The organism is Enterobacter sp. RCC_40, assembly GCF_041360735.1.
Taxonomy (GTDB): Bacteria; Pseudomonadota; Gammaproteobacteria; order Enterobacterales; family Enterobacteriaceae; genus Enterobacter; species Enterobacter ludwigii.
The window spans coordinates 697,237-711,160 of the sequence record NZ_JBFUPR010000002.1; the positions used below are offsets into that span (position 1 = coordinate 697,237).

Annotated in this window: 16 protein-coding genes; 6 read left to right on the forward strand and 10 right to left on the reverse strand. The window is 56.1% G+C overall.

The features are described 5' to 3' along the window. Positions 1–18 precede the first annotated feature (18 nt). Both ybjG and AB6731_RS11450 read right to left on the reverse strand, forming a co-directional pair. On the reverse strand, positions 19–627 hold the full coding sequence (gene ybjG / locus AB6731_RS11445; RefSeq protein WP_025204604.1) for an undecaprenyl-diphosphate phosphatase: 609 nt from the start codon (positions 625–627) through the stop codon (positions 19–21). 7 nt (positions 628–634) lie between these two features. Then, a complete protein-coding gene (locus AB6731_RS11450; protein WP_014169294.1) occupies positions 635–1,363 on the reverse strand; it encodes a phosphatase PAP2 family protein in 729 nt (242 codons plus the stop codon). Between the two features lie 168 nt (positions 1,364–1,531). On the opposite strand from AB6731_RS11450, the gene AB6731_RS11455 reads away from it, so the two are divergent. Beyond that, positions 1,532–2,764 carry an MFS transporter gene (locus AB6731_RS11455; RefSeq protein WP_014169295.1) on the forward strand — a complete coding sequence of 411 codons (1,233 nt, stop codon included), beginning with the start codon at positions 1,532–1,534 and terminating at the stop codon, positions 2,762–2,764. Between the two features lie 40 nt (positions 2,765–2,804). Here the strand turns inward: AB6731_RS11455 and AB6731_RS11460 are convergent, their stop codons facing one another. Together AB6731_RS11460 and AB6731_RS11465 are read right to left on the reverse strand one after the other, a co-directional pair. After that, a complete protein-coding gene (locus AB6731_RS11460) occupies positions 2,805–3,617 on the reverse strand; it encodes a Cof-type HAD-IIB family hydrolase (protein ID WP_020884881.1) in 813 nt (270 codons plus the stop codon). Continuing rightward, positions 3,607–4,821, reverse strand: a complete 1,215-nt coding sequence (locus AB6731_RS11465; protein WP_371006380.1) for an MFS transporter — start codon at positions 4,819–4,821, stop codon at positions 3,607–3,609. Before AB6731_RS11465 ends, AB6731_RS11460 begins: the two co-directional genes overlap by 11 nt. An 82-nt stretch (positions 4,822–4,903) precedes the next feature. Here AB6731_RS11465 and AB6731_RS11470 point away from each other — a divergent pair, with 82 nt between their 5' ends. Further along, positions 4,904–5,455, forward strand: coding sequence for a TetR/AcrR family transcriptional regulator (locus AB6731_RS11470; protein ID WP_020884879.1), 552 nt, complete (start codon positions 4,904–4,906; stop codon positions 5,453–5,455). Here the strand turns inward: AB6731_RS11470 and AB6731_RS11475 are convergent. The 5 genes from AB6731_RS11475 to AB6731_RS11495 form a co-directional block, all read right to left on the reverse strand. After that, positions 5,452–6,228, reverse strand: a complete 777-nt coding sequence (locus AB6731_RS11475; RefSeq protein WP_371006381.1) for an SDR family NAD(P)-dependent oxidoreductase — start codon at positions 6,226–6,228, stop codon at positions 5,452–5,454. The genes AB6731_RS11470 and AB6731_RS11475 overlap by 4 nt on opposite strands. A gap of 117 nt (positions 6,229–6,345) precedes the next feature. Continuing rightward, positions 6,346–6,777 (reverse strand): glutaredoxin-dependent arsenate reductase, encoded by a 432-nt coding sequence (arsC, locus tag AB6731_RS11480; protein ID WP_025204600.1) that lies wholly within the window; start codon positions 6,775–6,777, stop codon positions 6,346–6,348. A gap of 12 nt (positions 6,778–6,789) precedes the next feature. After that, entirely contained in the window at positions 6,790–8,079 is a 1,290-nt protein-coding gene (locus tag AB6731_RS11485; protein ID WP_063215073.1) for an arsenic transporter, read from the reverse strand. A gap of 36 nt (positions 8,080–8,115) precedes the next feature. Beyond that, complete coding sequence (locus AB6731_RS11490; RefSeq protein ID WP_032677759.1) at positions 8,116–8,436, reverse strand: metalloregulator ArsR/SmtB family transcription factor; 321 nt, start codon at positions 8,434–8,436, stop codon at positions 8,116–8,118. Between the two features lie 250 nt (positions 8,437–8,686). Continuing rightward, positions 8,687–10,372, reverse strand: a complete 1,686-nt coding sequence (locus tag AB6731_RS11495) for an aspartate:alanine antiporter (protein WP_014169303.1) — start codon at positions 10,370–10,372, stop codon at positions 8,687–8,689. A 273-nt stretch (positions 10,373–10,645) separates the two neighbouring features. Between AB6731_RS11495 and AB6731_RS11500 the strand changes: the two genes are divergently transcribed. Next, positions 10,646–11,020 carry an inner membrane protein YbjM gene (locus AB6731_RS11500; RefSeq protein WP_020884874.1) on the forward strand — a complete coding sequence of 125 codons (375 nt, stop codon included), beginning with the start codon at positions 10,646–10,648 and terminating at the stop codon, positions 11,018–11,020. A 30-nt stretch (positions 11,021–11,050) separates the two neighbouring features. Here AB6731_RS11500 and AB6731_RS11505 read toward each other — a convergent pair whose 3' ends face one another. Continuing rightward, entirely contained in the window at positions 11,051–11,320 is a 270-nt protein-coding gene (locus AB6731_RS11505) for a GrxA family glutaredoxin (protein ID WP_014169305.1), read from the reverse strand. Between the two features lie 182 nt (positions 11,321–11,502). Here AB6731_RS11505 and nfsA point away from each other — a divergent pair, with 182 nt between their 5' ends. The 3 genes from nfsA (at position 11,503) to AB6731_RS11520 (ending at position 13,737) form a co-directional block, all read left to right on the forward strand. Further along, complete coding sequence (nfsA, locus tag AB6731_RS11510; protein WP_025204598.1) at positions 11,503–12,225, forward strand: nitroreductase NfsA; 723 nt, start codon at positions 11,503–11,505, stop codon at positions 12,223–12,225. 69 nt (positions 12,226–12,294) lie between these two features. Beyond that, a complete protein-coding gene (gene rimK, locus AB6731_RS11515) occupies positions 12,295–13,197 on the forward strand; it encodes a 30S ribosomal protein S6--L-glutamate ligase (protein WP_020884872.1) in 903 nt (300 codons plus the stop codon). Positions 13,198–13,260: 63 nt separating this feature from the next. Continuing rightward, the gene (locus tag AB6731_RS11520) at positions 13,261–13,737 is read left to right on the forward strand and encodes a YbjN domain-containing protein (protein WP_014169308.1); all 477 of its coding nucleotides are present in this window, start codon (positions 13,261–13,263) and stop codon (positions 13,735–13,737) included. Positions 13,738–13,924: the final 187 nt, after the last annotated feature.

A 13,924-nucleotide genomic window follows, 5' to 3' on the forward strand; every position in this document is an offset into this window, starting at 1 on the left:
TAACCTGTCAGACTGGGGTTAGTCACGTATCCAGCCTTTGCGGATCGGGATAGCAAAAAGGGTGCGATACAGATAAGACAGGCCGCGGTAGAGCACTTCACCGAAGAGATTCCACAGGATCGCTGCGCTGACGCAGCCGATGAGACCGACCAGCAACCCCCCCACCATATCCATCGGCCAGTGGACGCCGAGATAAACGCGAGACCAGGCGATAGCCCCTGCCACCACCATCAGCACCACACCCGACCACAGACGATGCCAGAACAGGAAGGCCAGCGCGAAGGTAAAGATAACCGTCCCGTGATCGCTTGGGAACGAGTCATCCGGAGCATGGTGCAGGAAGGTATACCCCGCGTGGTCGACGAAGGGGCGGTCGTGCGGGAACGTCAGGCCCAGAATGTAGCTGACCAGCACGCTGATCCCGAGGGCCATCGCCATCTTAATTACCAGCTGACGCTGCGCCTTCACCTGGCTTCTCGGCCCCCACAGCCAGAGGATCGCCGCCAGCACCGGCACGATACTGATCAGATCTTTTGCCAGGAAGGTGGCGAAATCAATCATCCACTCTGGCGAGGCCGGAGTGGCGTTGATGAGATAAAACAGCTGGTAATTCAAATTCTCTAACATAGCGTTGTCACTCTTTAGCAAACCAGGTGGAGACCAGACCGTAGACCACCAACTGGGAAAACCAGACCCACCACCCAGCCCACAGGTTGTGAGAGAAAAAATGCGCCCCGCGCATGACCTGGCCGTAACCCATCGCCAGACCTAAAACGACGCCCAGCACGACGAAGCACCAGGCAAGACGCGGACGCTCGCGCCAGAAGGCAAAGAACAGTCCCATCACCATAAAGCCGCTGGAGGCATGACCGCCGGGGAAACAGCGACCCGGACCGCTGTCAGCGGGAGCGGCACTGAACAGCGGATAAGAAACGGCCTTACCGCCATACTCCACCAGATCCCACGGGCAGCTGTGATGGCTTATGCTTTTCAGTACGCCAACCACCAGCGCGCCAAGCCCCATCAGCAGCGCGGCCGTGACCAGTCTCGCATTGCGCCTGAACGCGCCATAAATGAGCGCAACAGCACCTGCGGCGATGGCGATGTACTTCGCCAGTCGATGGTTCAGCAGGTCCAGCAGGTGGTCTTGCTGCAGTGGAAAACGGTGAGCAGCCGCGTCATACCATAAACCGGTGATCCATCTGTCGAGCGTTTCATCGCGGGATAGCCAGGTAAACAGCACGGCAAGGGCTATCAGTATTAAAAGCTGATAACCATAAAAGCGGGGTGGTAGACGGTAAAGTCGTTTTGTCTTATTTGTCTGTAAGTTAGACAATTCTGAACGGCTGGAAGTGGGTGCCATAATCCGGAGTCGTTGACGAGAAATGGGGCTATCATAAATCTGTCAACTTAAGGAAACCTTAAACAAAGACGATATGTGCTTTATTTCTGTTTCTTCTGGATAAATCACTATCTCGGGCCAGGGCATTTCATTACACTCGTCGCGATTTTGTCACGATAAAGAGATTGCATGTTAAACCGTTCTTCTTCTGGTTCACGTCTGGGTCGTCAGGCGTTGCTTTTCCCCTTATGTCTGGTGCTCTACGAATTCTCTACTTACATCGGCAACGATATGATCCAGCCCGGCATGCTGGCCGTTGTCGAACAGTACAACGCAGGGATCGAATGGGTACCGACCTCCATGACCGCTTATCTGGCTGGCGGCATGTTTTTGCAGTGGCTGTTAGGGCCGCTGTCGGATCGTATTGGCCGTCGTCCGGTGATGCTGACGGGCGTGGTGTGGTTTATCGTGACCTGCCTCGCCACGCTGCTGGCGCAAAATATTGAGCAATTTACCCTGCTGCGCTTCCTGCAGGGGGTGAGCCTCTGCTTTATCGGTGCCGTCGGGTATGCCGCCATCCAGGAGTCGTTTGAGGAAGCGGTGTGTATCAAGATTACCGCGCTGATGGCGAACGTGGCGCTGATCGCGCCCCTGCTGGGGCCGCTGGTGGGCGCTGCCTGGGTACACGTTGCACCGTGGGAAGGGATGTTCGTGCTGTTTGCCGTGCTGGCCGCCGTCGCTTTCTTTGGCCTGCACCGCGCGATGCCGGAAACCGCTACCCGTCTGGGTGAGAAACTGTCGCTAAAAGAGCTGGGGCGGGATTACAAAGAAGTGCTGAAGAACGGCCGCTTTGTGGCGGGCGCGCTGGCGACGGGGTTTGTTAGCCTGCCTTTGCTGGCGTGGATTGCCCAGTCGCCGGTCATTATCATCAGCGGCGAGCAGCTCAGCAGCTATGAGTATGGCCTGCTGCAGGTGCCGATTTTTGGCGCGCTGATTATCGGTAACCTGGTGCTGGCGCGTCTCACATCCCGCCGTACGGTGCGTGCCTTGATCATTATGGGCGGCTGGCCCATCGCAGCCGGGCTGGTTCTGGCGGCGGTTGCGACAGTGGTGTCGTCCCATGCGTATCTGTGGATGACCGCAGGATTAAGCGTTTACGCGTTCGGTATCGGTGTGGCGAATGCCGGGCTGGTGCGCCTGACGCTGTTTGCCAGCGAGATGAGCAAAGGCACGGTGTCAGCGGCGATGGGCATGTTGCAAATGCTGATTTTCACCGTTGGAATCGAGGTGAGCAAACACGCCTACGCATTTGGCGGCAACGGTCTGTTCAGCCTGTTTAATCTGGCTAACGGCGTGCTGTGGGTTGGGCTTATCGTGGTGTTCCTGAAAGATAAACGCGTCGGGAATGCTTTACAGCCGTAAGCTGTTTTCCCTCTCCCGGCGGGAGAGGGCCATGGTGGCGTTAATGAAACGGCGCTTCGCCATTCAACACCTTATCAATTACATCCAGCACGCCTTCGTCGTTATTGTGCGGGGCTTCAAAGCGTGCCACCGCCTTAATATGCGGCCTGGCGTTTGCCATCGCAAAGCTGAACCCTGACTGGCGCAACATTTCTACGTCGTTCCCGCTATCGCCAAAAGCCACCACTTCGCTGTCATCAATGCCCCAGCGCTTTTGCAGTATTCGCAGACCGTTGGCTTTATGCACTCCGGGGATGATGAGGTCGATACTGCCGTGGCCGGTCGTGACGGGCACCATAATGTCGTTCAGCTTTTCGTGCAGCATCGCCTGAATACGCGGGATGTCGTCGTCAGAGACGTTAAGCCCGAATTTGAAGAAAATATCGTTCAGGTTGCCGAAATCACTCACCATTTCGAGACGGTGGTAGTACTTTGCCGCGATATCCTTAAAGCCGTCGTCATAGTGCTTCAGCGTATAGGCGCTGCTTTTTCCGCAGGCGATAATCTCAATGCCCGGCACATCGTTTAACACGGCGGCAACGGTGTCGAAGTGCGTCTTCGACAGTTCACCGTTGAAGACATCTTCCCCGGCGCTGACCACCCAGCCGCCATTTTCCGCGACAAACGCAATTTCATGGGCAATCTCCGGGAAAAAGGAAATCAGCTGGTAGTACTGGTTGCCGCTGGCAACCGCAAAGCGAATGCCTTGCGCTTTCATTCGTGCATATTGCGCCAGAAAACGCGGGCGGTTATAGGTCTTGGCATCGCTCAGAAACGTGCCATCCATGTCGACGGCGATCAGTTTAACGCTCATATCCCTTCTCCAGTGTCGTTTGTTCCGTTTCCGGCTTCGCGACCGCGCGCGCTACCAGCGCTGCGATGATCACTAACCCTAACACCACCAGCATGGCGCTGCGCAGCCCGTAGTGCTCACCGAGGAAGCCAAGCAACGGTGGCCCCACCAGGAAGGCGAGGTAGCCCGTGGTCGCCACCACGCTGACGCGGGTCGGTGCATCCGGGCCAGTGTCGCTGGCGGCTGAAATGGTGAGCGGGAAGCCAAGCGAAGCCCCCAGACCCCAGAGGATCACCGACACGCCGGCAATCCAGTCCACGTCCACAAAGATGATCATCGCAATCCCCAGCCCGCCCAGCAGGGCGCTGGCACGCACCACCGCCACGCGGCTGTAGCGGTCAATAAACCAGCCACCGGTAAAGCGCCCGACGGTCATCCCGAGGGTGAAACCGGCGTAGATCAGGGAGCCGGAGGTTGGACTAAAACCGTGGCCGTCAACCATCAGCAGCGGCAGCCAGTCGTTAGCGGACCCTTCCGCAAAGGCCATCGCCAGCACCACCACGCCGATCAGCATCAGCTGAATGTCGCGGTAAAACGGCAGCCCTTTTTCCGCGGTGGCGTGTTCGTCAGAGGTGTTCTTGCCGGTGCCGTCAGGGATCGCCCGGATACCGGTCAGAATGGGGATAATACATACCAGTGCGGCCAGCAGAATATGCAGGTTCGCGGCGACGCCCGAGGCCGTCAGCGCCATCCCCACACCCGCACCGGCCAGCGTGCCAAGGCTGTAAAAGCCATGCATCATCGGCAGTACGGTTTTATTCATCTCCCGTTCAACCGTTGCCCCTTCAACGTTAATGGCCACTTCAGCGGCACCGAAGCTGCCGCCAAACACCGTCAGCCCAAGGGCAAACAGCACCGGCGAGGCAAGCCACAGCGCCATGCTCAGCACCAGCATCCCGAACACGGCACAGCACATGGTGGTGCGGATGACCGCCCGTGTACCGAAGCGTTTGACAAGCCACGCGGAGCACAGAATACCGCTCATGGAGCCTATCGACAGGCCAAACAGCACGATGCCCATCTCGGCCGTTGAGACGGATAAAATATCGCGAATGGCCGGGGTACGCGTGGCCCATGAGGCCATCAGCAGACCGGGAATAAAGAAGAACATAAACAGCGCCCACATGCGCAGCTGCAGGGTTCTACGGGGGGAGGTCAGAGTCATTGAAGTCAGCACCGGAAGTACAACAATAGCGACAACACTAGCAAGTTTGTGTACATTTGTACACAAACCACGTGGGGAATTTATGAGCAGAGCACCGAACGATCCTCAACGCCGGGAGAAGATCCTGCAGGCGACCCTGGACACCATTGCAGAGCACGGTATCCATGCCGTGACGCACCGGAAAATCGCCACCTGCGCGGGCGTGCCGCTGGGGTCGATGACCTACTATTTTGACGGTATGGAGTCGCTGCTGGAAGAGGCCTTTACGTGGTTTACCCGGCAGATGTCGCAGCAGTATCGGGATTTCTTCGCCGGCGTGACCGGGCCAGAAATGGCGTGCGAATCCATCACCACGCTGATCCACAGTTCGCAGGTCACGACGCCGCAGAATATGGCGCTGATGTACCAGCTCTATGCCTTTATGCACCGCAGTGCGGCGCTCAAAACGGTAATGCAGGACTGGATGAAGATGAGCCAGACCACGCTTGAGCAGTGGTTCGACCCGGTGACTACCCGCGCGCTGGATGCCTTTATCGAAGGGATGACGCTGCACTTTGTGACCGACAGAGCCCCGCTCACCCGGGAGGAGATCCGGGCGATGGTCGGCAGGATTGCGGGCGAGAGCGGACGTTAGATTGTGGTCGCGCCGGCCGTCATGTTTACCGTTGTTCCCGTGATGGCACCGGCTGCATCTGACGCCAGAAACGCGATGGTGTCTGCCACTTGCTCCAGCGTCGGCAGGCGATTCAGCATCGTGCTCTGTGCCGCGCCCTCCAGAAACTGCTCCACGCTGATACCCATCGCCTGCGCCTTGATGGCGAACAGGTCACCCACACCGGAACCGGCCTGAACCGCGTCGGCTATCGCATGCGAACGCACGCACAGGACACGAATATTCTTTGCCCCCAGCTCCGCCGCGAGCGCACGGGTTAACGCTTCCGTCCCCGCGCAGCCAACGATATGCCCGAGATGTCCCGGCATCGCCATATTTGCAGCCGGCGCAACGACGGTGATAAGCGTTCCGGCACGCTCACCGCCCATACGGGGTGCGACAGCTTTGGCGATGTTGAAATAGGCGGTCAGAAAAGGGTCGAACCCCTGTCTGAATTCACTGAGCGTTAATGCGTCGAGGCGTTTACCTTGGTCATGCATAAAGCCCGTGGCATTCACGACGATATCAATGCCGGTAACGTCCGGGAGCGTCGCGTCGGCATCGAGAGCATCGAAAACAAACAGCCGGGCTGACCCGCCAGCGGCGTGAATGCGGTTAGCGACGTGCTCCAGCCTGGCCTGATCGCGTGCCGCGAGGTAGACCGTTGCCCCTTCACGGGCGAGCGCATACGCAGCGGCGCTGCCAATAGCGCCGCTGCCACCAAAGATAACGGCGGTTTTATTTTTGAGACTCATACCTGCATCCCCTCACCAGCCCGGTCCATCAAATTATGGGTCGGGTGACGGCGGATGCAACTCCGCCACGGGGCAGGGTAGGTGGCTGACAAGACTTACGGCATCACTATCAGCAGATTAGCTGCCGGAGATTTTTTTTCCGCTGGCGTCCACCACCGCTTCGCCATCTTCTTTCGTAAACGCCCCTTTCTGTGCATCAGGCAGGATATCGAGTACGACTTCGGAAGGGCGGCACAGGCGAGTGCCCAGCGGCGTCACTACGATCGGACGGTTAATCAGGATCGGATGCTGCAGCATAGAATCGATAAGCTGGTCGTCGGTAAACCGGTCCCCGGCGAGGCCCAGCTGTTCATAAGGTTCGACATTTTTGCGCAGCAAATCCCGCACGGAAATCCCCATCTCAGCAATCAGTCTGGTCAGTTCATCACGAGACGGTGGGTTCTCGAGGTACAGAATAATTTCGGGTTCAGTGCCGCTGTTGCGGATCATCTCCAGCGTGTTGCGCGAGGTGCCGCAGGCTGGATTGTGGTAAATGGTGATATGGCTCATATCCGTTACTCATTACAGTGTGAAGGAGAGACGTAACGCCAGCGCGGCGAGCGTCACAAACAGAACCGGCAACGTCATGATGATGCCTGTCCGGAAATAATAGCCCCAGGTGATCGTCATGTTTTTCTGCGCCAGGACATGGAGCCAGAGCAGGGTGGCCAGGCTGCCGATAGGCGTGATCTTCGGACCCAGGTCGCAGCCAATCACGTTGGCATAAATCATCGCGTCCTTAATCACACCCGATGCCGTGCTGCCATCGACAGACAGTGCCCCAATCAGGACGGTCGGCATATTGTTCATTATGGATGACAGGAACGCCGTGATGAACCCGGTACCGAGCGTGGTGGCCCACAGGCCCTGCCCGGCGAGGAGATTAAGAACCCCTGACAGATACTCCGTCAGCCCGGCATTGCGCAGGCCATACACCACCAGGTACATCCCCAGCGAGAAGATAACGATCTGCCACGGTGCGCCACGAAGCACTTTTCCCGTATTAATGGCATGCCCGCGCTTTGCAACGGCAAACAAAATCAACGCGCCTGCTGTCGCGATAGCACTGACCGGAATGCCGAGCGGTTCAAGTACAAAGAACCCGACAAGGAGCAGTAACAGAACAATCCAGCCCGTTCTGAAGGTTGGAAGATCGTTAATCGCGCGGGAAGGCTCGCGGAGTTTTGACAGGTCGTATGTCGGTGGAATGTCCTTTCGAAAGAACAGGTGCAGCATCACCAGCGTGGCCGCAATCGCGGCGAGATCCACGGGGATCATCACCGAGGCGTATTCGCTGAACCCCAGCGAGAAGAAGTCTGCCGATACGATATTCACCAGGTTCGAAACGATCAGCGGCAGGCTGGCAGTGTCGGCGATAAATCCAGCCGCCATGACAAACGCCAGCGTGGCCTGCTTGCTGAACCCGAGGGCGAGCAGCATGGCGATAACGATGGGCGTGAGGATAAGCGCCGCGCCGTCGTTGGCAAAAAGCGCCGCAACGGCCGCACCCAGCAGAACGATATACGTAAACAGCAACCGGCCCTTGCCATTACCCCAGCGGGCCACGTGCAGCGCCGCCCACTCGAAAAATCCGGACTCATCAAGCAGCAGGCTGATGATGATGACGGCGATAAACGTGGCCGTCGCGTTCCAGACAATATTCCACACCACCGGAATATCGTTAATGTGGATCACGCCGCTGGCCAGCGCCAGTACAGCACCTATCGTGGCGCTCCAGCCGATACTTAACCCTCTGGGCTGCCAGATGACCAGCACCAGTGTAAACAGAAAAATTGCCCCAGCCAGAAACATCATGAACTCCGTTATATCTGTTTTTATGAATATGTTTTAACACGCGCCCGGAAGACGGTTTTTCAGCTTTGTGCGGGTCTCTTCCCGCAAACAGTTCCAGCTGTTGTCAATCACGGTGGCAGCCCATGCCGGCATAGTGGGGGACAAACGGTAATAAACCCATTTCCCCTCCCGGCGATCGCTCACCAGCCCGGATTCACGCAGCAGCGCCATATGGCGCGATACCTTGGGCTGTGATTCAGCCGTGGCGGAACAGAGATCGCAGACGCACAGTTCCCCGGCTTCGCGCAGAAGCATGACGATGGACAGGCGGGTCTCGTCGGAGAGGGCTTTGAAAAGTTGGACCGGATGTAGCATCGGCTTTCCTGCGGTTGGTTATATATATGGTTAAGCATATATGTTTGGGTGGAAAGAGGGAAGGCGGAATGTTGAAGAGGGGAATTTCAGGCAACAAAAAACCCATCAACCTTGAACCAAAACGGCGGGGTTGATGGGCTCCACAAATTGGGGACATCAAAGAAAAGCAGTGGCAATAGTTATGACTGCCCCCTGATAAAAAAGTTCTGCGCGTAACGAAAATTTTTTCGTCGTGCGCAGAACTTAAGAGTTATCCGAGTCCAGGCCAGATGATGATGATCAGCGTACCCGCCAGCGTAAGCAGTACGTTAGCGATAGCGTAGGTGCCCGCATAGCCCAGCGCAGGAATATTGCTGCGTGCGGTATCACTGATAATTTCCATTGCCGGGGCGCAGGTACGGGCCCCCATCATTGCCCCGAAGAGCAGGGCGCGGTTCATGCGCAGCACATAAGCACCGAACAGGAAGCAAATCACTACCGGTACCAGGCTGACGATAAGTCCGGAAACCAACATCTGCCAGCCAACAGCACCCAGGCTGTGGCCAATGCCGCTACCGGCGCTTAAGCCGACACCCGCCATAAAGACCATCAGACCAAACTCTTTCACCATATTGAGCGCCCCCTGCGGAATGTAGCCGAAGGTCGGGTGGTTCGCTCGCAGGAAGCCCAGCATGATGCCGGCGAACAGCAGCCCGGCAGCGTTACCGATGCCAAAGCTAAAGTTGCTGAACTGGAAGGTGATCATCCCGATCATCAGGCCGACGATAAAGAAGGCGCAGAAGGCCAGCAGGTCGGTGACCTGGCTGTGAATAGAGATAAAGCCGATGCGGTCCGCAACGGTTTTCACGCGTCGCGCATCGCCGCTGACCTGCAGAACGTCGCCTTTGTTCAGCACGACGTTGTCGTCAATTGGCATCTCAATCTGGCTGCGGATCACGCGGTTGAGGAAGCAACCATGATCGGTCAGCTTCAGCTGCGCCAGACGACGGCCGACGGCGTTATGGTTTTTCACCACAATCTCTTCTGTGACGATACGCATATCGAGCAGATCGCGGTCAAACACCTCTTTACCGTTGCGGAAGCTCGGGTCGAGGCGGGCGTGGGCATCCGGGTAACCAACCAGGGCAATGTCATCGCCCATCTGCAGCACGGCGTCGCCGTCCGGGTTTGCCAGAATGCCGTTACGGCGAATACGTTCGATATAGCAGCCTGTCTGGCGGTAAATCCCCAGCTCGCGGAGGTTTTTCCCGTCCGCCCATGCAACCAGCTCGGGCCCAACGCGGTAGGCGCGAATCACGGGCAGATAGACTTTACGCTTGCTGTCGGTGTCCAGACCGCGTTCGCGGGCAATTTGCTGAGCGCTGGTCTGCAAATCCTGGTGCTGCAGTTTTGGCAGGTAGCGGGCGCCCACAATCAGGCTCACCAGACCAATCAGATAGGTCAGGGCATAGCCCAGGCTCAGGTGGTCGAGCGCGGTAGAGAGTTGCGCACCGGCCATGCCGGAGTGGCGCAGGGTATCGCCTGCACCCACCAGCACCGGCGTGGAGGTCATCGAGCCGGCGAGCATACCGGCCGTCAGCCCGATATCCCAGCCAAACAGTTTACCCAGCCCTAAGGCGATCAGCAGCGCGCTGCCGACCATGACCAGCGCCAGCATCAGATAATTTTTTCCGTCGCGGAAGAAAATTGAAAAAAAGTTGGGCCCGGCTTCCACACCAACACAAAAAATAAACAGCATAAAGCCTAAGTTGAGCGCGTCCGTGTTAATGCTGAAATGCTGCTGGCCTAATAATAGTGAGACGACTAAAACGCCAATGGAATTACCAAGTTGAACCGAACCAAGGCGCAATTTACCCAGGCAAAGGCCCAGCGCCAGTACCACAAATAATAACAGGATGTAATTCCCATTTAACAAGTCTGCGACGTTTATATTCACGGAGGCTAACTTCTTGTTTACCAGTAAGTTGTTGAATGAAAGGACTTTTTGGGCTACTGTTTTCTGGGTCAGGGAAAGGCTTTAACGCTCCCTGTTTCCAGCTTTATTCCCTAAAACATTAGCTGGCGGTTAGTTTAATCGTATTAGCTACTGACAGCCACCTATTATCGCTTCACCCTGTGTGTACTTTGGCAAGGATTGCCGCATTGCTTTATCTGACTGGGCGTCTACCCGACGAAAGTGTATTTGATAGAGATAAGTCAGGAGGATAGTTTGAACATTAAACGAAACTGGGCGGGGGTGATCAGCTGCTTTTTGCTGTTCATTGTCGTTTGCATGTCCCTCGCTTTTAATGTGAAGGGAGCGTTCAGGGCGTCGGGTCATCCGGAGCTGGGGCTGCTCTTTTTCACCCTGCCAGGGGCTGCTGCCAGTTTTCTCTCCCGCCGGGGGGAAGTGGTGAAACCGTTACTGGGCGCAATACTTGCAGCGCCGCTGTGTCTGCTGCTGATGCGGTCACTGTATATTTCAACGCGCAGTTTCTGGCAGGAGCTGGCGTGGTTGCTGAGTGGCGTCTTCTGGTGCGCACTGGGAGCGCTATGTTTTTTGTTTGTCCACAGCATGTTGGCCCGGCGCAGACAGCACAAATAAAAACGCCCTCAGGGTGAGGGCGTCTTAGCATTACTGAGCGGCAAACAGGCCCAGATGCTCTTTAGCGTATGCTTCAAAGTCTGTGCAACCGCCGATGTGTTTCTGATCGAGGAAAATCTGCGGTACGGTTTCAACCGGTTTACCCACGGTTTTTTCCAGATCGGCTTTGCTGATCCCTTCCGCATGGATATCAACATAACGGAAGTTAAAATCATCACGCTCTTCGGTCAGTTTCTCAGCCAGCTCTTTCGCGCGCACACAGTAAGGGCACCCTGGACGACCAAAAATTACTGCAAACATTTCTCTCTCCTCGAAAACAAGCCTGACGGCGAATGGGTCTATAGTGCCCGATAACCTGCCGTCATTAAAGAAGGTTTCGCCTGTCGTTATAATACCTCTCAGCTATGTTTCGCCAATTACATCGCGCGCATCATTGCCTATACTGGCTGCGATATGATTCACGCAAGACAAAGAGAGACAAGATGACGCCAACCATAGACCTGCTACGTTCCCATCGTTCAATTCGCCACTTCACCGACGAGCCGATAACGCCGGCGCAGCGTGAAGCCATTATTGACAGTGCAAGGGCGACATCCAGCTCCAGCTTCCTGCAGTGCAGCTCCATTATTCGTATTACCGACCCGGCAATGCGTGAACAACTGGTGACCCTCACCGGTGGACAAAAGCATGTGGCACAGGCAGCCGAGTTCTGGGTGTTCTGCGCCGATTTTAACCGCCACCTGCAGATCTGCCCGCAAGCCGAGCTTGGCCTTGCCGAACAGCTGCTGCTGGGTGTCGTGGACACCGCGCTGATGGCGCAAAACGCCTTCACGGCGGCGGAATCGCTGGGGCTGGGCGGCGTGTACATCGGTGGGCTGCGTAACAATATCGAAAGCGTTACCGAACTGCTGAAGCTGCCAAAACATGTTCTGCCCCTGTTTGGCCTGTGCCTTGGCTGGCCTGCGGATAACCCGGACCTCAAGCCGCGCCTGCCTGCGGCGATGCTGGTGCATGAAAACCACTACCAGCCTGTCGATCAGGATGTGCTGGCGCAATACGATGAAGAGCTGGCGCACTACTACATGACGCGCGACAGCAATAACCGTCGCGATACCTGGAGTGACCACATTCGTCGCACCATCATTAAAGAGAATCGCCCGTTTATTCTCGACTATCTGCACAAACAGGGCTGGGCGACACGATAGCCCATTCATCCTGCGCCTGCCTGCGTGTATGATACGCAGGCTTTTTCCATGTCTTTAGAGAGGTGCAGGGTGAAAATTGCCATTTTGTCCCGGGATGGAACGCTCTATTCATGTAAACGCCTGCGAGAAGCGGCGGCAAAACGGGGGCATCAGGTTGAGATCCTCGATCCGATGTCCTGCTATATGAACATTGATCCTGCTGCCTCATCGATTCATTACAAAGGCCGCAAGCTCCCGCATTTTGATGCGGTTATCCCCCGCATCGGCTCCCAGATAACCTATTACGGCACGGCCGCGTTGCGCCAGTTTGAGATGCTGGGCAGTTATCCGCTCAATGAATCCGTTGCGATATCTCGCGCCCGCGATAAGCTCCGTTCGCTGCAACTGCTTGCCCGGCAGGGAATCGATCTTCCGGTTACCGGCATTGCACATTCACCGGACGACACCAGCGATTTAATCGATATGGTGGGTGGCGCGCCGTTAGTGATCAAGCTGGTGGAAGGCACTCAGGGCATTGGTGTGGTGCTGGCCGAAACGCGGCAGGCGGCGGAAAGCGTGATTGACGCCTTTCGTGGGCTGAATGCCCATATTCTGGTGCAGGAGTACATTGAAGAAGCCAAAGGGCGCGACATTCGCTGTTTTGTTGTCGGTAACGAGGTGGTTGCGGCCATCGAACGCCAGGCAAAAGAGGGCGACTTCCGCTCTAATCTGCACCGTGGCGGCGTGGCGAGAGTCGCGGATATCAGCGATCGCGAGCGTGAGATTGCCGTGAAGGCGGCGCAAACGCTGGGGCTGGATGTAGCGGGTGTTGATTTACTGCGGGCGACGCGCGGGCCGCTGGTGATGGAGGTGAATGCCTCACCGGGACTGGAAGGGGTGGAAAAAACCACCGGGGTCGATATTGCGGGTAAAATGATCTCATGGGTCGAGCGCCACGCAACGCCGGGCTACTGTCTGAAAACGGGCGGTTAAATGGATTACAGCGCACTTTTTGCGTACTCTATGCGAAGTTTTTAATAAAGAGGCTGCACCGCGATGGATTTACAGGTCGTTCCAACACTGGATACGTTACGTCAATGGCTCGATGATGCCGGTATCACTTTCTTTGAATGTGATTCCTGCCAGGCGCTGCATTTGCCTCATATGCAAAATTTCGATGGTATTTTCGATGCCAAAATCGATCTCATTAACGACGTAATCCTCTTCTCTGCGCTGGCCGAAGTGAAACCGTCTGCGCTGCTGGCACTGGCCTCTGACCTGTCGGCCATCAACGCCAGTTCTTTGACGGTGAAAGCATTTCTCGATATACAGGATGATAATCTGCCAAAACTGGTCGTTTGCCAGTCTTTATTCTCCGGTGCCGGCCTCTCTTTCAAGCAGTTCTCCTGGTTTATGCGCTTGAGTGAAGAGCAAATTTCGATGGTAATGATGGAAGCCAATGCGCACCATTTGCTGTATAGCGCGGAAGATGATGCAGAGAATAATGATGCATCTCCCAATTTTCTTCACTAAGCCTGTCTGACTTTTGCGCAGTCGCTGCCATAGCGGCTGCATAACGCCATTTTTTCTGCTGCTTTTAACCTTTCTTTAAAGAATTTTTCACCTCCCCAAACGCCATTTCGGCTTATCACGTAGACATAACCTGCATAAAAAATTGATAAAAGGCGTTTTTTCGTCTGGGCTATAGCCGGAGACACGG